Genomic DNA, 18,987 nt, shown 5'->3' with positions numbered 1-18,987 from the left:
TTTCCCTAATCAATGTTGTGAAGCCTCATTGTAAGAGAAGTCACTTGTCACCCCGCCCGGCGGACGGGGTGATTGTCAGGCATCGCCATCCAGCAACAAATCATCTGCACGGGTGCGATCAAACGTAGGTGTTGCTTTCACAATAGTGCCGCCCGGCGTTGCGGTGATCGGGGCACTAATCGACGTAACTCCAGTAAGCGAAGTTGTATCCGAAGTTTCAAACCAGCAGTACGCTTTTTCAGTATCAGAAATCTCGTTCAAAGTGATCATGTCGGCCTGTTCATTCACAACAACCGACAAATAGAGCGTAAGCCCATCAAACACTATATGCAGTGGTAGTAGAGGCTTTACGAACTGATTAAACTTTCTGAGAATTTCTTCTGTGATTGCGGACTGATCTATCGTGCCGGTAATTCCCATTGTCCGGGCCAGGTCGTTTATGGGAATACTGATCATCCCTCTGGAAGTCAGAAACATCTCGCCGAATGTGCCGCCGGTGGTTTCCAGTGTGCTTTCTGGAATCAGGACCGTGCCATAGGGATGACGTTCAAGGTCCACCGGGGCATATATCGGATCCCATAAAACAGAAATACCGTTAAATTCGCGGTAAATGGTCTGGTTTATAGGGCGTTCAGTCCCCTTAAAGTGGATCTCGTCAAGCCGCTGTTGTAACAGCATTGGTACGGAAGACGAATTCGACGTTCTGATAGTAAAGAACTGGCCAAGTTCATTTGTCCTGGTCTCCAGATCCTCCTTGCTCATGGAGAAAATAGACTTCCGGTTGGTAATTCGCTCCAACCATGGGTCAACAAAAGTGTCCATCATAGACTGAACCAAATCAGCCAATGATTTATAGAGCAATGACTTTTGCTTAGCTGATGTAAGCCGGTTATTAAACCAGGAACGTTGCATCACTCCTCCTCATACGAAATATTAAAGGTGGAGTTTTCTGTATCCAGATAAACGAAATCGTAAAAGCCGTTGGACTCATTCCACTTGACAAACTCCAGATAAAAATCGCGGAAATAGCCAAGCGTTTCGATATACGCCCAAACGTCTTTTTTCTTAATCAGGATGTACTTACCAACGCGGTTTGGGTCAAAGAAAGCTGAGTCGCGCCCGAATTTTGTTTCCAGCGCCGACGTCAGTTCATCGGTCACGTTTTCAATGGTCAGGCTTGCCGATATCCGCCCGGTGATTGTTATCTTAAATGGTAGTTTTCTGACCTCTTTATAAGAGAATTTCTTGTTCAGCTCATTCGGTACCTTCTTAAAGGCAGCCAGGATCATTTCTTCAAGCTCTGACTGACTTTTATTTGGATGCCATCCTGAAATAAATATCTTATTGATATTCTTAACATTATAAGCACCATCTAATTTCTCTTGCTGGCCCTCACCCCAAGCTTTTACCCAGGACAGGCCTGGGATGTTACGCACCAGAAAATACGTATAGTCCCCGCCCCATACGACCTGATCATCATAGGCAAGGTAATATTGTGCACGGTTACGTGTGATCTCCGTTGTTTCGGCATCGGTACCGGCGGTTATAGGTGTCGTTGTCTTAACTGAAATCGAGTTAGCTAAATTAGCCGCAGAATCGACAGGCGTCAGATTTTGGCCAGCAACCAAGGTTATATCGCCGTTGGTACACCAGACCTTAAGCGTAATTGTCGAACCTTCCGGCGGTATTTGCCCAATTAATCCATCGCCGAATCGAACGCCTAACTGTTCGGATGGTTTATAAAACTCAACGTAGACCTGGCTTTTACTACCAGCTAACCGGAACATAGTGCTGGAAGACCACTGCGTAGTCTTACCATCGGTCGTCACGAATACTTCCAGCTTATAGCAGACAGCAGTGAGAGCCTTTGATAATACGACTTCCAGAAATTCTTTGGCCGCCGTAACGGTATATGTCACCTCCTGAATTTCCAACTGCGCCACTTCTACCGTACCGGTGCCGTCAACCAACCTGCATACATCCATAGTCATGTAAGGGTACTGGTCGTCAGATATTAAAGGCGTGTTTTTGGGGATTACCGCTGGAGCATCTTCACTTGTGGCTGTGATCTCAACCATCCCCGATGACGGTGTTGGCTTGGCACCAACGTAACTATTCGTTTCTGCCGCTGCCAGGATAGAGGAACGCCGCGTCGCGGTCGATATAAAGCCTTCAGCCAGCGCCGCATCGGCATACTGAAAGCACCTGTATACAATCTGGGTAATAAACAATGTCAGCATCGAGACAAATTGAGAGCCGACAAACTTCGACCAGAATGAATCTTTCTCGACAAGCTCTTCAAACTCTGCGCGAATACTGTCTTTAGTCGGTGTTGTTTTACTCATAGCACCACGTCCTGTGTGATAGTTATATCCCTGATAAGAATGGATATTTTCAACTTATCAAAAGCATCCCCCTCGGCTACTGACAAGCCAGAAATCGGTATGTCGGGTAAATCTACCGTCAGTTTTTGCAATAGCATTGCCTCAACCGCAATTTGAACATGCGACAAGTTGGTCGGTTCGTGTTTAAACTGCGGTAAAACATTGCCCCATGACGGATCGCCGTATACCTCACCCTGATAAGTGTTTAGCCACTCATATAAACGAGCGCCCCAGGCCTCCTCCTGGGACTCATACGTTTTTACGCCGGATAACTCCAGCGTCAGCAAAGGATCAATTTCGTTATTGTTGGCCATCAATCAACTCTCGCGTAGTCATTCATCAACGGATCATCAATTGACAGTGGTACCGTGCGCATAACGCCCGGCTGAGGCGTGCTGACCTTTACGACAGTTCCCTGGCCTTTCGCCGAGTCTTTGGTGTGCTCTTCAATCCTGGCAAGCAATGAGGTCATCTGCGCAAACAGCCGCTTCGTTTCACCATCAAGTGAAACGGTATTATCAGCCAACTGCATTGTCGGCTTGGCACCGGAACCGCCAAGGTCACTAATAACCTGCCCGTCTATCTGCATACGACCGGTTGGTTGCTGCAAATCGTTGGCGGCAGTCGTCACCTGGGACGTGGAGGCTGGTTCAGGCGCATTACTTTTCCGCATCCCCGGCGCGTTGCGGAGTTTATCGAATAGTCCATCAATCCCCATTTGTGCGCCGATCTGGTCAAAGTAACTTGAGTTGTTGGCAACCGGACGCGCCTCTTCAACTGGCATAGGCGTATCGACATACACATTGCCAGCTGCCGTTGCGGTTCCCTTTCCTCGTGCGCGTTCTTCGAGCGTTCCCTGGACGACTTCTCGACGCATCCCCCGGCCATTCATAAATTTGTTGACCAGATCGTTAACGCCAACAGCATTGCCGATTTTGTCTACCAAACCGCCTTTCTCAAACGGGCTATCACCAGGGGTAAATGCCAGGCTAGTAGACTGATCGATAACGGCGTTATCAGGTATCTTTTCGTAAATTGCTGGTGCGCTATGCTCTACCTTAGAGCCATAAACGGCACCATTATTGAGCATCTGCTGATACCCTCTGACACGAGTAACATATTCGCCGGTACCGGCGACTACTCTCCCCTTATCAACATGCCCCATACCAGCATGATAGGCAGCTATTGCACGCCCCTGATCACCGTTATAACGGTTCATCAGCATACTTAGGTATCTGGCGGCACCATCAGCGGCTTTTCGTGTATCCATGGCATCAGCATCGCTGAGTCCAAGATCCTCCCTTGTACCTTTAGTGATCTGAAAAGCCCCAAGGGCAGATGAAAGTTTTTTCCCGTTTTTGTCTACTGGATTTCCAGTTCTCTGGCCTGCACTAGACTCTGCGGATGCAACTGCTGACAGAATCCCTTTTTCAAGCCCATACTTACGTTCAAGCTCATCAAAATAATCGGCATTGTCAGAAATCCATTGGTATCCGGCAGCATTTAATTTTGGCAAAGAAACATCTTTGCCATTGTTAAATCGACGTTTATCTATCTCATACGCACTTAATGCTTCCTCCCTGTCTGTAGCAGACTGGCCCAGGGCAGCATCAATTGTCTGCGCTGCTTTATTGCCTGTTTCTACGGCATTTGCATTGATAATCTGATTGGCAGTTTCTTTAACTGTTTTATTGCTATCTTTCGCCGTGTCCAGTGCCGCATTTATCACGCGGGTAGCAATATTAGTCTGTTTAGCATCGGATTCAGTTTTAGAATCAGATGTCTCCTGGTGGCTATTAACCGGAGCTTTTAACTCTGGAGTGATTTCTTTTGCATTAGCCTCGCCGATCGGATTGGGTATTTTTGATACAATCATTGCCGCAGGGGTATTTTTAACGGCATCAACCGCTGCATCTAATGCTTTACCGGGTAAATTTTTAACCCCATCCCAAATATTACCAGCCGCCTCTTTAATGTGTTTCCCTGGGTTCTTAATGAAGTCAATTGCACTATCAATTGCATCACTGAAAACCTGTTTCAGGTTATCGACAGTAAAGAAGTCTTTTATGGCATCCAGCTTTTCAAGCAGCTTATTAGATGTATCGCTAAACCATGCTGAAACAGCATCACCAATCTTTGCTGTGTAATCATCGAACTTGGTAGAAATGGTGTCGCCAAGGTTAGAAATATATGTTTCTAAGTTGGTAATCCCACTATCAATGGCCTGGGCAATACTTTCCGTCGAAAATGATTGCAACATATTACCGATATCCTCAAATCCAAGTGATTTGAGAACATCACCAATAGCACTGCTAATACCAGATACCAGTCCCCCCATATCAAGAACATTGGCTAACGTATAAGCGGCTTTTTGCTGGAATGATGGATCTTGTCCTGATTTAAGCCCAAACGCTCGACGTTGAGCTTCTGTATCATTCCAACCGGTTACCGCATCATAAATACCTCCAGCCACTGTGCCGACTAGGGGAATTGCGCGTAACGCCCCTTTACCAACTGCCTTTAACCCCAGTTTACCAGCTGCCCGGGCAGCCAAATCTCCGCCTTCATGGGCGAGAGCCTTCTTGCCACCACCGCGTAGCATTCCTACAAGTTTCTTTGCCCCCAGAGCGCCAAAAGCGAGTGCTCCAGCTTTTTTCAGCATGCCACGCCCCATTAACAACGACGCGACGCCACCGGCCCCCTTCCCTAACAGGCTAAATAGTTTGGACAGCAAGCCGCCCTTCTTTTTCCCGGTGTTTTTGGCTATCTGATCAAGGGCGCTGAGAATCTTGTCATTGCCCTCTTTAATTTCGCTGGTCTGCTCCTGAAGTTCCTGAACCGTCCGTTTTTGGGTGTTAACCTGAACGACATCGGCACTATTTTGCGATTTACGCCTAAAAAAACCTTTTCTACGGCTGTTATCGTCATTGCCACGAATCACATCGGCAATAGACTTTCTGGCACCATTAAGCGATCCACCAACTTCTTTTGATATCCCGCCAAGCTCCTTCCCTGCTGCCCACAATGGACCAGCAACGGCATAACCTAACGCATCGACGGCACGAGTCTCTGAAGGGTTACCTATGCCTTCAGCTACTTTTGACAGTTTTTTTAATAAACCTGATTCAGCATTTAGACGCTCATCATCCTCTTTGCGCCTGGCCTTTTCAGCACGTTCAGCACGGGCATCTTCCGCTGCGGCCTTACTCCCTGACTTTCCAATAAAACGACCACGCGCATCGCGTTGGTTTTGGCTTTTTTGCGCACCGCCTTTTTGACCGAACATTTCGCGAGCGTGTTCGGCTGCTTCGGTCCGTTGCGCCTTTACATCTTCTGTTATAGCCTTCTTGCGTCGTTTTTTACCCTTTCGCGTAGTTGATTTGGCCTGCGGTTCCTGTAGAGCAACATCCTCCTGAACTACACGAGAAACGTCCCCTAAATTAAGCCGTTTCATTGCCTCAACAATAGGGTCCACTGATGGCGCATTGGCCACAAAGTCTGGCCGGGAATTTTCGATTGTGCGATTTAATGCCGACACACTGCGAGAGACAGGATCAACTGTAGCAACTCGCCCCCCTTTCAAATCTTCAACGGCTTCCCGAATACCTGCAAGCTCTTCCAGCTCTTTTGCGCTGGCGGTTTCAACCGTCCTTATCACATCGTCAATGTTGGCGTTTTTTCTTTCCATGATCTTATCGCCTACCGCTTCGGTTTAAGTTTTTCTTCCAGTTTCTCCAACAGGAAAAACGCATAGGATTCAGTGAGCCTTTCAGCGTCCTGAATCGGTATACCCCCATACAAAACCAGGTTGGACACTAAGGTCTGATAGCTTTTCAATCCCCACCTGTGGAATGAAGTCGGTAGCCCGAAAGGGCACCCACAGACGGGTATACGCACCCTCTGTGGACTCCTTTTTATCCTGGTTTGGGCATTTGTGCGGCGGGAGACGAAGACGCATTTCGCCTTTATCGATGTAGCACGGTAAACCATGTTCGAGCTTTTCATGAGCCAGTCGGATGTGTGCCGCCAGCTTCATAAATTCAGTATCAATGGCCATCCGTTTGATCGTTTCATAACGACGCTCAGCCTGCTCTTCACGAGTACCGCTAACATCGTTATAAAGTTCACACTGATAAGCGAATTCCCAAAAACGCAAATCAACGATCGCTTCTTTGAATTCCGCGTCGTCTTCAGGTGGCAATGCTGCACGGCGCATCTCCAGCATTTCCATTGCCCAACCATCAAGCGGCACGATACGCCATTGATAAGGCACGCCCTCTACAGACACCTCAATATCGTCAATGAACGGTTCCACTTCCAGGACCTGGATATCTTCAGCCAGAGCATTCATATCGCAATCGTAATAATGCTCTTTACCGCAATGTTTACAGGTGTAGGTGAATGTCTCGACCGGTGTTTCACGGGAGCCAGTAAATATCCACCATAACGCGGTAATCCGGTCCTGCGCCGTCCATGTCAGGGGATCATATTTCGCGGGTTCAGCCAGCAAGGCTTTTAAATACGCCGTTGTCTGTTGTTCTTGTTCCTCCGGTGTTATCGAGTTGAAACGCATCGCATCAGCAATATTTGGCTGACGGAACTGGATCAATTCAGTTGGCCGCGATGGTAGCGGGAAAAGAGGTAAAAGCATCCTTGCTCCTTAATTCAAAGAGAAAAACTAAAGCCCAGAAGGGAAGCTAAAGAACTTGAGGATTGGTTAAACGTGCTGTGCAATGCGAAGGTCATTGGGAATGACTTAAATTCCGTAACCTGATCCCGCGCATAGGTGACATCGCCGGTAGTGACCGGGAATACCGTCATCTCATTTTCCAGTTTGGTTAAACCGGAGGACAGCAACCGATAAATACGCACATTGAGCAAATATTTAGACGGTATATTCCCGGTACCGTCCGGATTGATCACCCGACCTTTTGCCGTCTTAAACCAGTCCAAAACGAGGCCATCAACGGTATCCCTGACCATCATTGTTATCTGCCCAGGCGAACGCTCCGTTGGCTGAAGGATATTCCCTCCGCCGATTTTAATCGTTTCATATTCGATGCTGTAATCGTGGTAGGTAATATCTTTGGCAAAGAAATCTGCCCCCTCCAGTCCATCAACTTCGACAGAGAACTGCCATCCTTGCGCGAACAGCATTTTGTTCATGATGATTGACGTCAGCTTACCAACTTCCCGCTCACCAACGCCGGAGCCAAATAATGTCGTCGTTAATGCCGAAGATACATAAGACTTTACTGAAGCAACATTAAGCCCCATATCAGCCCCCTCACTTCAACATGGATGAGAAAAGAACAATTCCCGGGATAATTGCCCTTGTTGCGCTCATTTTCTCTTCCAGATCCAGCTTTCGCTGATACAGCGTGTTCTCGTCGGATAAATTACTGGCATCGAGTTTCCCCGCGATAGATATTCTTCGCAGGCGATCAGTGTTAGGTATCGCGATTAGCACTTCCAGATAGTCAGATAGTAACCCAATGATTTCAGGTGGCACATCCCCATTATCCAGATCCATATCACGCAAATTAGCCAGATATGACACATTCAGTGGGTATACCGCTCGATGGGTATCTTCAAGCTCGATATTCCCATCGTAAACATCAGAGTAGACAAGATCGCCGGTGTGATCTGTAACCGATACGAGCGCAAGAAAATCAACTGGGCAAGCAAGTGATTTACTGGCGTGATCGGTGAAGCGTATCCGCTTGATGTGTCCCGCCCTATCCTGGTAGGTTCCCAATGCTTTTCTTAGCAGGGATTCCAGTAAGGCAGGTTCATCCGCAATCAAAGGTGTGAAGCGGGTTTTGACGTCTTCTAGTAATTGTCGTGGTGTCATTGAAACCTCGTAGAATCTGGTTTGTTAACCGATTCTACGAGTTGTCATTTGTTACCGGTCAGTCTACACATTTGAGATGCTGTGTTAAAAAACTCAAGTGCTTCAGGTAGCACATCGTCATCAACACCCAGCCCCAAGATGCGGGGATAAAATTCAAGCCTTAAGAGGCTTTGTGTATGTTCGTGTAATCCATCCAGTAATAAACTCGTCCCCTGATTTAACCTGCACGAAAAGCCATTGGCGATCTTTTTTATCTAAAATAGCAACAATTGTGTTTTTGCCAATGCATTCAATCACTTCACTATTTAAAGAAGGACTGACATGTAATCTTACGTTATCACCAGTTATAAACCTAAAACCATTGAGATCTTCCCACTTAATTTCTGTGTTTTCTTTAATTAATTTTTGTTTTGATATTGGTGCATCCTCATATAGGGATACAGAATATGATTCTGTCTTGTGTATTTGCGATAAGATTTGTTCTTTTGCATAATCAGCAATAGCGCCAAGCACCACTTCTGTTAAAAGCCACATAATAATAAACTGAAGCGGGTGAGGGAGCGACTTAAATGAATCAATGAACGTCGAACTGGATTTATTTAATCCTTTGTCTTGAACATCACTTTCGTTGTGAGATGTTTCAATAGCACCTTCGACATAAGCCTGTGCAATTGATGAAAGACTTTGCTCCATTATTTGATGTAATGAAGCCTTTTGCGCTAGGGTATATTGTTTTAATGATTCTTTTATTTCATTGTTTAAATCTATCTTATGACTTACATTTTGTCGCAATTCATTAAGTATTGCTTGCATGTTATTTAAACCAGCTTGCTTATTAAGCATCTCGAACTGGTTTCGTAACGGCATAGCAATTTCTGCCTGTTTCCTTAGCATTTGAATGTATTTATTGGCATCACGCGGGAAAAAAGCCAGAGCCTGTTTCTGTAAAATATCAATATGTTTACGATACTCGTTGCCTATTTCTGCCAAATTCGGTCTATGCGAAAACTGTTTTAGAATAGAATCACTAATTAAGGCTTGTGTACTCAACTTTGCAAGTTGTTCTTGAGCATGGCGCGATATTCTTAACTGTTTGTGTAAGATTGCCATATGTTCTTTATACGATGGAATGATTGCGTTTTTTTGCAGTTCTGCCAACTGTCTAACCAAATTATTAGAAGCATATTCTGATTTTAATAAATCACTTGCCGATGTATATCCTGGCATTTTGATTTTACTTAAATTATCACGCCAAGTAATATTTGAATCTCTATTATAGAGATCGCTTACTGAGCCAAGTGCAAGTTTTTTAATATCCTTCACTTTATTCACCGTTATCTTGCTTTAAACATCCATCATTTTTAGCTTCCTTGTAAATACTTGAAATTCCATCAAGAGAGAATGATGTAATTCGACGCGATCCGATATATACATCCATGTTTTTTTCTTTTGTGGCTGACGCTGACTTCCAAAAAGAATACCATTCCCTACGATTTGGAGCAGTGTTTTGCGTACCAATATTAAAGCTATCCGGACCAACAATTAAGGTAATTACATCAGCTTTACGAGAAATTGTGTCGCGTGTAGAAAAATCAGCATTCTCTTTCCCTCCACTTACATACAAATTTCTTCCAGCGATATGATCTTCGGAACCTTCCCTTGCTCCAGCATCACAAGAAAAGTTAATTGTATAACCATCGTCATTGGTTGCAGAGATTTCTCTCCACCCTTGCTCACCTCCTACCGTCCAAACGGTAGAACCTGCCACTGCTGATAATGGCAGAAAAGAGGACATTAATAAAAAGCTATACAATGACTTATACAATTTCATATTTTTATCCTTTTGAATTTAGATATTATAGGCATAGTCCATATTGTTAGGTCCACTATGCCCAGAGAATTTAATATTATTCATTAAATTATGGAGCTACACCCGGCCCCCTGGCTCGTTCTTCAAGCGTACCCTGCACGTTTTGATGGCGCATTCCCGGGGCGTTTCTGATTGAATCAATGCCATTTCTTCCAACGTCTTCTTTATTAACGGCATTGCTCGCCACCAGTACGCCCCAGCTAGGGATAGCAAAATCAGGAGCGGTTTCGCATGCCTTTACCATATAATCGAAAGTGCTTCGATTGATCTCATTTGCATCGGGGTTTAATAGGCGAGAATATTGATATTTAGCATTTTCGTTGGTTGCGACTTTATACAGTTCTTGCTGCACCATCGCTTCAGAAAGTTTAAGGCGTTTCATATCTGATAGTAACTTCTTGCGCATGGATTCGTCTTGACTGACAGCAAAGCCGTAAACGTGCCCAAGGTATTTCGTGTAGTCGGTACAAATCGCCTTTACACTTGATGCTGCATTAACAGTCCCAGCCATAAATAATAACGATAGTAATAGTTTTCTCATTATAAACTCACCTGCCTTATCACCCATTTAGGGTACATATTTTCGCCTTTAAAAAAAAGAGGTTATTAGATCCAACTGTGTATTTATTAAGCAGATAATGCTCTAATAAATTTGTATTTTTAAGTCACGAATGCTATCTTTTCGCATCATATTGACCTTTTAATCGTTCAGGCTTATAGTTCCGCCGTCGTAGCAAATTCTGCGACCGGGTTTAGCAGCCTGAATGATTGTGCGGACAGCCGCAGATATCCGATATTGCGGTATTTTTGTGTCCGTAAAACCGCGTTACGCCCAAATTATGGTGGGGCGTGATGGGGAGGCTTCGGCCTGCTGGTTTCACAATCGCCAGTCTGCTAACCCCGTCACGTCCTGCCACCTGTTTAGCAGCGGGTAGCAGGTTGTTAAACCTGATTGTGAGGCCGTAACTATGGTTAATGCCAATCCTTGCGCACGCCCAGAATTCATCTGGCGTTTCTATTCCTGTAAAAAACACCACTATCACTTCGTTATCGCAGCAACTGAAGACGAAGCACGCTCTCAATTGCCTGATGGCCCCTGCATTTTTACTGCCCGTTTTTCAACTAACTCGCGCAATTCACTTAGTTACTGGAGCCTCCCCTTCTCTGCCGACGTTCAGGGGGGTTTATGAAAAAACCTCTCGTCACCCGTAATGACATAGCCGAAGCGATCGCCCTGCATACTGCCTGTATACCGACACGGGAGATCCCCGGCGCAATTGCCAACTATTTCATGATAACCAGGCGTTTTTATACCCGAACAGATAAGGCTGTGATCAACAGGCTACTGATAGCCGAGATCAGGGATTATTTGATTGAACAAGGACGTCTACGTTACGCAACGGTGGCAGCAGAAATGAGAAAGGAGGCACATAGAATGACCAGTAATAATTTGAATGTTAAAAAACCAGCACCTGTTGCTTCAGCAACGCCAGCACCAGCCGTGAATGTCATCCCCACCACCGGAGACACAATCGACAGCCTGACACTGTTAAAGATGGTCAATGAGGCACGGAAATTATGTAGCGAAAAACCAGTTCGCAACAATGATTTCATTGCCAGAGTTAAGGATGAGCTTGATGGGGAGGGTTACGAAATCTTCGTAACCCCTATGGATAAGAAAAAAGGTGGAGCGGATCAGGTAGTTATAGTAATGACATACAAACAAGCCCTGCGCGTTGCTGCTCGCGAATCGAAAGCGGTCCGCCGTTCGCTGATCGACAAACTGGAAGAATTGCAGCAGGCAAACTCCCCTACCCCATCGATCCCCCAAACATTACCGGAAGCACTGCGCCTGGCTGCCGAGTTAGCAGAACAGAAAATGCAGCTGGAACAACAGCTGGTGGCCGCAGCCCCTAAAGTCGATTTTGCCGACCGGGTATCAGTGGCTAATGGAATCCTGATCGGGAACTTTGCAAAGGTCGTTGGACTGAAGCAAAACGCCCTTTTCTCATGGTTGCGCCAGAACGGCATTCTCATGGCTTTTGGTGCGCGCAAAAACGTACCGCGCCAACAGTACATCAACGCCGGGTATTTCACGGTGAAAGAAGTGGTGCTGGATGATGAAAATGGCTACCAGATACGGCTGACGCCCCAATTAACGGGTAAAGGCCAGCAGTGGTTGACTCGCAAGCTACTTGATGCTGGTTTGTTAAAACCAGTAGCAATAGGTTAACAAAAGAAAAAACCTGCCAGCGAACTGGCAGGTTTCTGAGCAGTTCGACCAACCCGATCTGGATCGAGTTAGAAAAATTTGCTCTAATAAATTTCGTTTTCTAAGTGCAAAGAATCACCATTTCGAGCTGGTGATTGAAGGTTGATGCAAATTTGGAGAAAAAATGCAACAAACATTCAATGCGGATATGAATATATCAAACCTTCATCAAAATGTCGATCCTTCAACCACTCTACCTGTTATTTGTGGTGTTGAAATTACGACCGACCGCGCTGGCCGTTACAACCTTAATGCTCTACACAGAGCGAGCGGACTCGGTGCCCATAAAGCGCCAGCTCAATGGCTAAGAACGCTGTCAGCCAAACAGCTCATTGAAGAGCTTGAAAAAGAAACTATGCAGAATTGCATAGTTTCGTTCGAAGGTCGTGGCGGCGGCACTTTTGCCCATGAATTGCTCGCTGTGGAGTACGCAGGTTGGATTTCTCCCGCGTTTCGGCTGAAGGTAAACCAGACATTTATCGACTATCGAGCCGGAAGATTACAACCAGCTATTCCGCAGAGTCTCCCTGAAGCACTCCGTTTGGCAGCCGACCTGGCAGAGCAAAAGCAACGCCTGGAGCAAAAAATGCTTATGGATGCCCCTAAAGTCGAATTCGCCGAACGCGTTGCTACCGCCAGCGGGGTTCTAATCGGCAACTATGCCAAAGTGCTCGGCCTGGGCCAAAACTATCTCTTCACCTGGTTGCGTGATAACGGAATTCTGATCGCAACCGGTGAACGCAGGAACGTCCCCAAACAAGAATACATATCCCGTGGGTATTTCACCCTTAAAGAAACCGTGATCGATACAAGCAATGGAAGCAGGATTTCTTTCACGACTCGTATAACCGGCAAAGGTCAGCAGTGGCTTATGAAGCGATTGCTTGATGCTGGTGTGCTGGTGCCTATCGCGGCGACGCGCTAACAGACGTAGTAAGAACCACCAGCATTGTAATGCTGGCTAAAGTCACTTTCCTGAGCTGTATAACGATGAGCGATTTTACTTTTTCTGGCTATGAATTGGCCTGCTTTGTAACACACTCCGGTCTATCCCGTAGCGCCGGGCATATCCTGTCGCAATGTGCAAATCTCGCGGCAACAACCAGTGAATACTTCATTCACAAGCCTCACCGCCTGATCGCGGCAGAAACTGGTTATAGCCAATCAACCGTCGTTCGTGCATTCCGTGAAGCTGTAAACAAAGGAATCCTGTCTGTAGAGATTGTTATCGGCGATCACCGTGAACGCCGCGCTAACCTGTACCGGTTTACACCATCCTTTTTGGCCTTCGCACAACAAGCTAAAAACGCGCTGACTGAAAGCAAATTAAAGATCTCTTCAGCCGCAACCAAGGTTAAAGCTGTTCTCGCTAAGACATTGGCTTTATTTGATTTTTTATCCACACCCCCATGTCAAAATGATACCCCCTCCCCCTGTCAGGATGACGTGGCAATAAAGAATAAGAAGTCACAAGTTAAAAAAACAAAAAGATCAGTTTCCGGCGGTGCCGGAACGACCAGACTCAAAAAATTGACTTCATGGATCGCTGAGGCAAAAGCAAAGGCTGACAATCTGCGGTTATCCAAAAAACGCGCTCAAAAACATGAGTTCAAGCAGAAAGTAGAGGCGGCTGCGCGGAAATATGCTTACCTGAAGAACAAGCGTTCGCCTGATATTGGCGGGATATCAAACTTCGATAACCTACCGCATTGCATGACGGTAAACGAAGCTCTTAATGCGGTTTTAGCCAAAAATAAAGATAACGAACAATGGGGTATACCGGCGGGATTCAGAGGGTGATAGATTGCTCTAATCTGGAGTCACCTGGCGTTTTCAGTTTGAGGTCGGAGATGCAATCTGATTTTTTACAGTTAGCGATCGCTTTTGCAGGATATGTTTGCATTGGCTTCTGTGTATACATGATCAGCCGAAAAATACTTGTCGATATCGACCGCAAAGAACGAGCAGAGGAAATCTTAGTATGGATTTTCTTTGGCGCGGTCTGGCCATTAGGGATCATGTTTGCTGCAACATTTCTTCTGATGTGGATATTCACCCTTCCAGGTGATTTCTATAGAAAAAAAGCCAGACATTGATACACCCGCTGCGGGTGCTTGAGGCTATCTGCTTCAGGCATTACCCGACAAGCAGATAGAAAAAAGCCCCAGATAACATTACGCGTCCTGCAAGACGCTTAACATTAATCTGAGGCCATATCTATGCTTAGCATACGTAGATTAGCCCTCTCCCCTTTTAAGGAGCAAGGAATTTTTTACTGCTATGCCGCCTTTCCAGTTATGGATTCAGCGACAAGAACAACCCCATGCTTACTTCGATCTGGGTGTTCACTCCATATCTCGGATTCAGGAATACTTTCCCCGTCATAGCAAACACGTTCGCCGTCAAACGGGTAATACTGAGCGGCATCGGTGTCGAGGATAAACACTTTTAGCTCGGAAGAGCGACGGGCGATGTGTTGCCAAAGAGCTTTTCCACCTTCGTATTGCTCATTATCACTGAGCAAAACAACACCAGCTTTTGAGGCTACGGTTTCGTAAACAAAAGTAGCTAAACCGACATCCCGGACGGTTCCATCAACCACGATACCTTCAATCTGGGCAACATCGCTATCCTCCCAGAACTTCCTTACCAGTACGCCTTCAAGCTGCGGGCGACGTTGAAGTTCAAGAGTAGCGACAACCTTATGGCGCATATCACCATCGATAACAGAAGGCGCAGCCTCTATTACAGCTGCAAATGGGGTTTTGGAATCCCATATAACCTGGTAAAGCACACCCTGGATGGTAACTCCGTCCAGGATCGAAAATCGACGAGCGACAGTACCCGGGGAGTACGACATTGGAATCACAGCCATTTTAGAGTCCCCCTTTAACAGTACAGGCACAAACATCTACCTCAATAATTGTAGTTTATTAGAACATTAATAATCTAACATAAAACTCCAGACAATGTTATCGATGCATTTTTATATAAAAAGGTTATAAAAAAAGCTCCCGAAGGAGCTTTAAAATACAAGGGATGACTCTTAATCCCACTCAATCCAGTTGTAGACGATACGAAGTGACGGGCGCACAGCGGCAGTCACATCTTCGGTACTAAAGTCGATTGCATCACTGTAGATTTTGCAGTCCAACATTTCAATTGTTGTAGCAGCTTTTGTCACAGCGTTAACCCCGGAAGATTTGGATTCAGGGGTAGCAGCCATCGTGATATCAACATAGTCCTTCGCCGCAATGCGATCCTTAATGAACTGAAGAATATCGCCTTCGATAGTCTCCACGCACTGGACCTGGATTTCCCCAGAGTTTCGAATTGGTCCGTGCTGGTTGAACTTCACACCATTCGGACCATAGTCCTCCACATCCTCGCGGGTCATTTCAGGAATTTGCGACGTGCGAACCAGTACACTGATATCTTCATAGCCTGCAAAAGTGAGCTGGAATTCAGACGATACCAGACGTTCGCCTTTAGCCGCGTTGGCAGTATAGCGGCCCTTAATAAATTTACGGTTTCCCTTAGTGTTATTGTGCCCCATATAAAATCCTTTTACTGGAACGCCCGAACAATATCGGAACTGTTATATATCGAAGAACCGGTCAACTGGAGGTTGACGGTGTTTTTCAGGAAATGCCCATTGCTGTCCCTGGGCGCATCGAGATCGAAACTTATGTCCTGGATAGCGACATCAATGATGTTGATCCGGCGACCAATGTTTAGCGTCACCCGCTCCGGGATTCGACCACCAATACTGGCGTCTTTAAGTTCCGGGCTAATCATTGCTGACAACGCGGCGATAGCACCTGAAACTTCCGTATATGGGTTAAACAAAGCAATGAAAATTACTGGCAGCGTGAACGTCGGCGGAGTTCCCCCCTCCCAAACCATTAAGCTGTTCCAACGGGCAACTGACGTTGTTTCAGTACCAACCTGCGCAAAACCACTGAAGGCACCAGCAACAGAACCCATAGACATACCAGTAAACGGCGCTTCCCAATTCTGGGCCAGATTCATTGCCGCCCCCTGGCTGATATATCCGGTAACCTGGTACTGAGAGTTCGTTAAAGTAACTTTCAGAAATGGCGATACACCGTCAGCCTGGCTGTAAACCCCAAAAGGTATAGGTGCCATTCAAGTTAAAGGCCGGAGTTCTCCGGCCTCCTCCTTTAGCCGAGGCGCTTACGGCGCAGTTTCATTGACTTTTTGCGGGCCAGTTTTGCCGCGCCGGTCTGGGCTTTACGACGCGCTTTTTTCAGCGCCGATTTTTGAGCCGCAGTCAGACGTTTTTTACGCAGACGTTTACGGATGAGTTTGATCTCGCCGTTACGAACAACCTTCTTAAATGCTTCAGTCAGCATTTCATCAGAAGTGCCAGCAACAACAAACGCCGCTTCAAGTTCGTCGCGGTCGTCGCTATCCAAACCAGCGATAGCGGAACCAACATCAGCAGCTGCGTCGTCGTCTTCATCGTCGGCCAATGCTTCGATCAGGTCATCATCTACACCGCATGCTGCGAGGAAGTCAGCAACATTTGCCCATGCTTCGTTATAGGCATCGTCCTGTTCTTCTGTAACTTCGGTATCGTCGTCGTCAGAGATACCAGCAATAGCCTGAACGAAACCATCAAGGGAGTCGAAAGTCAGATCACCGCTATCAGCCCAGGCGAAAACGGCATCGGCCGCATTACTCAACGCATTCTGCATAGCACTTCGATTTGCAGCTTCCAGAATCATCTTGTGCGCCTGTTCGACGGTCCATTCTTTACCTTCTTTCCCTTCCAGGATTTGCTCAGGTGCCGGGTCAGATTGAACGTTCTCGTTAATCTGTGCCGCCGGTTCCGGATTATTATTAATCACCGGTTCGGTTGGCGGTTGGGCACTTGCACGGGCAGATTCCATTAACTGCACCGGATCAGCGTTCAAAGCGAAACGGGACAATTCATTCCCCAAAAATGCCCCTGATTGAAAAAAGTTTTTGCTCATTGTATTCCCTTACTTAATAAGCAGCGGTACGCCCTGGATACGACGGGCTACACCTGTCGGGCAGCAGGCCCAGACCACTTCCCATTTATCGAATTCCGCCTGCGTAACTTTCAGCACATACGGTTCTGTACCGTCAGCATCCGGATCACGCGGAGCCACCAGAGCGCCAGAGGCGACAAAGCGATCTAAAAGTTTGGTCATCCCTTTAGTCAGGCCAGACTCAGTAATGCCGTCCGGGTTATGCTTCATCTGTCGGGCTAGCTGGACAAAGAAACGGCTGATTGCGTTCATCAAGGATGGTACGTGCTGGAAATGCAGATAGTTGTCCTGCGTGCAGCAAGTTAAAGCATCATCGATGATCATCTGGCCAGAGGTGCCTACAGATACTTTATTGAGACGCCCCTTAACCATAGCTTCTTCGTCCGGGGTGTCTTCCGGATACAGCGGCTGAAGTGATGCTCGAGCAATGACGGCACGTTCTTCACCAGCCGGTGAGTAATGCCAACCGCCGACATCGGAGTTTTTCTTAACGCCACGAGCTTTCGCCGCATACGCCGCGCCAGACAGACCGAAGACCACACGGGATTGGGTCCATTTGTCTTTGCAGGAGAACGGAAAGTGATAGACAGCACAGCTTACATAATCGGTACCAAGTAAACCGGTATCTTCAACAGCAGAGATCGCTTCCGTGTACGTCAATGTCGGTTTGACATCAAAGAAGCCATCAATCAGGCGATCAGAACAGATATTACCTAACGCGGTGATCGCCGCATTGTCATAGCAACCCAGGCCGAGAACAGCGGTGTACATGTACGGCGCATTGTTCAGCACTTTCACCGCACGCAGGTAAGCAGCAGTTGAGATTTTCGACTGATCGCCGTTGGTACCGCCAGTGAACGCCAGCGATTTTTTATTTGTTACTTTCGCGGTAGAAATCAGCTCTTCATTAACAACCGCGCGCAGATATTTAGAACGGGCTTCCAGAGCCGTAGGCAGATAACACAAGCGGCCCATGTCATCTTTCGCTTCTTCCGCCAAAGATACAATATGTGTCTCCAGGGTCGTAACCACACCGAGCGAAGTCGTCTGGGTCAGTTTCAGGAGGAAGCGTTCATTACCTGCGCTGTCCGCAGCTGCCGTTTCGATGGTTAACTCACGCGTAGGTGAAACGCATGGGTCGCCGTCATCAACGTAGATCGCAAAGGCTTCGCCGCTATCAAGTTCAATTTCAGAACCGTATGGCAACGCGCTGTAAGCCGGTTCGCCTGATTCATCGAACATAATAATCGGGAACTTCGCATCATCCGGAACAGCACGAACAACATAACCAGACGTTTGCTGAATAGCTTCGTACACATGACGAATTGGTTCGAACTGTGAGCCGGAAGACGGCTTCAGCGGTTCGCCGAGAACATCTTCGTAATTAGACTCAGTAACAGCGAGAACAGTAAACGGCTTGCCACGCGCAAATACGCCAATACCAGCCCATAAGCTGCTATTTAATGCAACACCGGTAGATAACGTCGCATCGGCATTGATCGGGCTAACCGCTACGCCGGATGCATTACCTAATGACTGTTGAATTGAATATTGAGACATAACTTTCC

The 18,987-nt window shown here is 46.7% G+C and carries 21 protein-coding genes; 6 read left to right on the top strand and 15 right to left on the bottom strand.

The window, feature by feature from the left end; translation table 11 throughout:
• Window positions 1–75: 75 nt before the first annotated feature.
• The 10 genes from RGV86_RS22145 to RGV86_RS22100 form a co-directional block, all read right to left on the bottom strand.
• Entirely contained in the window at window positions 76–912 is an 837-nt protein-coding gene (locus RGV86_RS22145; RefSeq protein WP_222687640.1) for a phage tail protein, read from the bottom strand.
• The gene (locus RGV86_RS22140; protein ID WP_309508527.1) at window positions 912–2,345 is read right to left on the bottom strand and encodes a baseplate J/gp47 family protein; all 1,434 of its coding nucleotides are present in this window, start codon (window positions 2,343–2,345) and stop codon (window positions 912–914) included. The genes RGV86_RS22145 and RGV86_RS22140 overlap by 1 nt, the downstream gene beginning before the upstream one ends.
• A complete protein-coding gene (locus RGV86_RS22135) occupies window positions 2,342–2,698 on the bottom strand; it encodes a hypothetical protein (protein WP_039022947.1) in 357 nt (118 codons plus the stop codon). The genes RGV86_RS22140 and RGV86_RS22135 overlap by 4 nt, the downstream gene beginning before the upstream one ends.
• Complete coding sequence (locus RGV86_RS22130) at window positions 2,698–6,072, bottom strand: transglycosylase SLT domain-containing protein (RefSeq protein ID WP_309508528.1); 3,375 nt, start codon at window positions 6,070–6,072, stop codon at window positions 2,698–2,700. The genes RGV86_RS22135 and RGV86_RS22130 overlap by 1 nt, the downstream gene beginning before the upstream one ends.
• A gap of 81 nt (window positions 6,073–6,153) precedes the next feature.
• Window positions 6,154–7,035 (bottom strand): hypothetical protein, encoded by an 882-nt coding sequence (locus RGV86_RS22125; RefSeq protein ID WP_024230879.1) that lies wholly within the window; start codon window positions 7,033–7,035, stop codon window positions 6,154–6,156.
• 14 nt (window positions 7,036–7,049) lie between these two features.
• Window positions 7,050–7,661 (bottom strand): hypothetical protein, encoded by a 612-nt coding sequence (locus tag RGV86_RS22120; protein WP_000523978.1) that lies wholly within the window; start codon window positions 7,659–7,661, stop codon window positions 7,050–7,052.
• A gap of 10 nt (window positions 7,662–7,671) precedes the next feature.
• Window positions 7,672–8,238: a hypothetical protein gene (locus tag RGV86_RS22115; protein WP_309508529.1), complete on the bottom strand. Its 567-nt coding sequence runs from the start codon at window positions 8,236–8,238 to the stop codon at window positions 7,672–7,674.
• Window positions 8,239–8,391: 153 nt separating this feature from the next.
• The gene (locus tag RGV86_RS22110; protein ID WP_309513787.1) at window positions 8,392–9,561 is read right to left on the bottom strand and encodes an SH3 domain-containing protein; all 1,170 of its coding nucleotides are present in this window, start codon (window positions 9,559–9,561) and stop codon (window positions 8,392–8,394) included.
• Window position 9,562: 1 nt separating this feature from the next.
• Window positions 9,563–10,069 carry a YfjT/YkfB family phage-associated protein gene (locus RGV86_RS22105; RefSeq protein WP_309508498.1) on the bottom strand — a complete coding sequence of 169 codons (507 nt, stop codon included), beginning with the start codon at window positions 10,067–10,069 and terminating at the stop codon, window positions 9,563–9,565.
• An 88-nt stretch (window positions 10,070–10,157) separates the two neighbouring features.
• Window positions 10,158–10,649: a simA domain protein gene (locus tag RGV86_RS22100; RefSeq protein ID WP_309508499.1), complete on the bottom strand. Its 492-nt coding sequence runs from the start codon at window positions 10,647–10,649 to the stop codon at window positions 10,158–10,160.
• Between the two features lie 427 nt (window positions 10,650–11,076).
• On the opposite strand from RGV86_RS22100, the gene RGV86_RS22095 reads away from it, so the two are divergent.
• The 5 genes from RGV86_RS22095 to RGV86_RS22075 all read left to right on the top strand — a co-directional run bounded on the left by RGV86_RS22095 (window position 11,077) and on the right by RGV86_RS22075 (window position 14,476).
• A complete protein-coding gene (locus tag RGV86_RS22095) occupies window positions 11,077–11,298 on the top strand; it encodes a host cell division inhibitor Icd-like protein (RefSeq protein WP_000245703.1) in 222 nt (73 codons plus the stop codon).
• Complete coding sequence (locus RGV86_RS22090) at window positions 11,295–12,341, top strand: phage antirepressor KilAC domain-containing protein (RefSeq protein WP_309508500.1); 1,047 nt, start codon at window positions 11,295–11,297, stop codon at window positions 12,339–12,341. The genes RGV86_RS22095 and RGV86_RS22090 overlap by 4 nt, the downstream gene beginning before the upstream one ends.
• Window positions 12,342–12,504: 163 nt before the next feature.
• Entirely contained in the window at window positions 12,505–13,305 is an 801-nt protein-coding gene (locus RGV86_RS22085) for a phage antirepressor KilAC domain-containing protein (protein ID WP_309508501.1), read from the top strand.
• A gap of 29 nt (window positions 13,306–13,334) precedes the next feature.
• Window positions 13,335–14,180, top strand: a complete 846-nt coding sequence (locus RGV86_RS22080) for a MarR family transcriptional regulator (protein WP_130261325.1) — start codon at window positions 13,335–13,337, stop codon at window positions 14,178–14,180.
• A 50-nt stretch (window positions 14,181–14,230) separates the two neighbouring features.
• Window positions 14,231–14,476: a hypothetical protein gene (locus RGV86_RS22075; protein ID WP_222687634.1), complete on the top strand. Its 246-nt coding sequence runs from the start codon at window positions 14,231–14,233 to the stop codon at window positions 14,474–14,476.
• Window positions 14,477–14,658: 182 nt separating this feature from the next.
• On the opposite strand, the gene RGV86_RS22070 is transcribed toward RGV86_RS22075, so the two are convergent.
• The 3 genes from RGV86_RS22070 to RGV86_RS22060 all read right to left on the bottom strand — a co-directional run bounded on the left by RGV86_RS22070 (window position 14,659) and on the right by RGV86_RS22060 (window position 16,229).
• A complete protein-coding gene (locus RGV86_RS22070) occupies window positions 14,659–15,255 on the bottom strand; it encodes a hypothetical protein (RefSeq protein ID WP_222687633.1) in 597 nt (198 codons plus the stop codon).
• Window positions 15,256–15,426: 171 nt separating this feature from the next.
• Window positions 15,427–15,936, bottom strand: a complete 510-nt coding sequence (locus RGV86_RS22065; protein WP_001615627.1) for a hypothetical protein — start codon at window positions 15,934–15,936, stop codon at window positions 15,427–15,429.
• 11 nt (window positions 15,937–15,947) lie between these two features.
• On the bottom strand, window positions 15,948–16,229 hold the full coding sequence (locus RGV86_RS22060; RefSeq protein WP_309246988.1) for a hypothetical protein: 282 nt from the start codon (window positions 16,227–16,229) through the stop codon (window positions 15,948–15,950).
• A 4-nt stretch (window positions 16,230–16,233) separates the two neighbouring features.
• Here RGV86_RS22060 and RGV86_RS22055 point away from each other — a divergent pair, with 4 nt between their 5' ends.
• Complete coding sequence (locus tag RGV86_RS22055) at window positions 16,234–16,452, top strand: hypothetical protein (RefSeq protein ID WP_309246989.1); 219 nt, start codon at window positions 16,234–16,236, stop codon at window positions 16,450–16,452.
• A 112-nt stretch (window positions 16,453–16,564) separates the two neighbouring features.
• On the opposite strand, the gene RGV86_RS22050 is transcribed toward RGV86_RS22055, so the two are convergent.
• Complete coding sequence (locus RGV86_RS22050; protein WP_222687631.1) at window positions 16,565–17,380, bottom strand: hypothetical protein; 816 nt, start codon at window positions 17,378–17,380, stop codon at window positions 16,565–16,567.
• Between the two features lie 9 nt (window positions 17,381–17,389).
• Complete coding sequence (locus RGV86_RS22045; RefSeq protein WP_222687630.1) at window positions 17,390–18,979, bottom strand: hypothetical protein; 1,590 nt, start codon at window positions 18,977–18,979, stop codon at window positions 17,390–17,392.
• Between the last annotated feature and the right edge of the window lie 8 nt (window positions 18,980–18,987).

It is taken from the genome of Escherichia ruysiae (assembly GCF_031323975.1).
In the GTDB taxonomy this organism is placed as follows: Bacteria; Pseudomonadota; Gammaproteobacteria; order Enterobacterales; family Enterobacteriaceae; genus Escherichia; species Escherichia ruysiae.
This window is presented reverse-complemented; position numbering and strand designations above follow the sequence as displayed.

What these genes read in the sequence shown, in the direction of transcription:
- RGV86_RS22080 (WP_130261325.1), top strand. Translation starts at nt 13,335, where the DNA reads ATGCTGGCTAAAGTCACTTTCCTGAGCTGTATAACGATGAGCGATTTT.
- RGV86_RS22130 (WP_309508528.1), bottom strand. Translation starts at nt 6,072, where the DNA reads ATGGAAAGAAAAAACGCCAACATTGACGATGTGATAAGGACGGTTGAA.
- RGV86_RS22075 (WP_222687634.1), top strand. Translation starts at nt 14,231, where the DNA reads ATGCAATCTGATTTTTTACAGTTAGCGATCGCTTTTGCAGGATATGTT.
- RGV86_RS22045 (WP_222687630.1), bottom strand. Translation starts at nt 18,979, where the DNA reads ATGTCTCAATATTCAATTCAACAGTCATTAGGTAATGCATCCGGCGTA.
- RGV86_RS22115 (WP_309508529.1), bottom strand. Translation starts at nt 8,238, where the DNA reads ATGACACCACGACAATTACTAGAAGACGTCAAAACCCGCTTCACACCT.
- RGV86_RS22050 (WP_222687631.1), bottom strand. Translation starts at nt 17,380, where the DNA reads ATGAGCAAAAACTTTTTTCAATCAGGGGCATTTTTGGGGAATGAATTG.
- RGV86_RS22135 (WP_039022947.1), bottom strand. Translation starts at nt 2,698, where the DNA reads ATGGCCAACAATAACGAAATTGATCCTTTGCTGACGCTGGAGTTATCC.
- RGV86_RS22090 (WP_309508500.1), top strand. Translation starts at nt 11,295, where the DNA reads ATGAAAAAACCTCTCGTCACCCGTAATGACATAGCCGAAGCGATCGCC.
- RGV86_RS22085 (WP_309508501.1), top strand. Translation starts at nt 12,505, where the DNA reads ATGCAACAAACATTCAATGCGGATATGAATATATCAAACCTTCATCAA.
- RGV86_RS22100 (WP_309508499.1), bottom strand. Translation starts at nt 10,649, where the DNA reads ATGAGAAAACTATTACTATCGTTATTATTTATGGCTGGGACTGTTAAT.
- RGV86_RS22120 (WP_000523978.1), bottom strand. Translation starts at nt 7,661, where the DNA reads ATGGGGCTTAATGTTGCTTCAGTAAAGTCTTATGTATCTTCGGCATTA.
- RGV86_RS22145 (WP_222687640.1), bottom strand. Translation starts at nt 912, where the DNA reads ATGCAACGTTCCTGGTTTAATAACCGGCTTACATCAGCTAAGCAAAAG.
- RGV86_RS22065 (WP_001615627.1), bottom strand. Translation starts at nt 15,936, where the DNA reads ATGGGGCACAATAACACTAAGGGAAACCGTAAATTTATTAAGGGCCGC.
- RGV86_RS22095 (WP_000245703.1), top strand. Translation starts at nt 11,077, where the DNA reads ATGGTTAATGCCAATCCTTGCGCACGCCCAGAATTCATCTGGCGTTTC.
- RGV86_RS22055 (WP_309246989.1), top strand. Translation starts at nt 16,234, where the DNA reads ATGAAAATTACTGGCAGCGTGAACGTCGGCGGAGTTCCCCCCTCCCAA.
- RGV86_RS22070 (WP_222687633.1), bottom strand. Translation starts at nt 15,255, where the DNA reads ATGGCTGTGATTCCAATGTCGTACTCCCCGGGTACTGTCGCTCGTCGA.
- RGV86_RS22105 (WP_309508498.1), bottom strand. Translation starts at nt 10,069, where the DNA reads ATGAAATTGTATAAGTCATTGTATAGCTTTTTATTAATGTCCTCTTTT.
- RGV86_RS22125 (WP_024230879.1), bottom strand. Translation starts at nt 7,035, where the DNA reads ATGCTTTTACCTCTTTTCCCGCTACCATCGCGGCCAACTGAATTGATC.
- RGV86_RS22140 (WP_309508527.1), bottom strand. Translation starts at nt 2,345, where the DNA reads ATGAGTAAAACAACACCGACTAAAGACAGTATTCGCGCAGAGTTTGAA.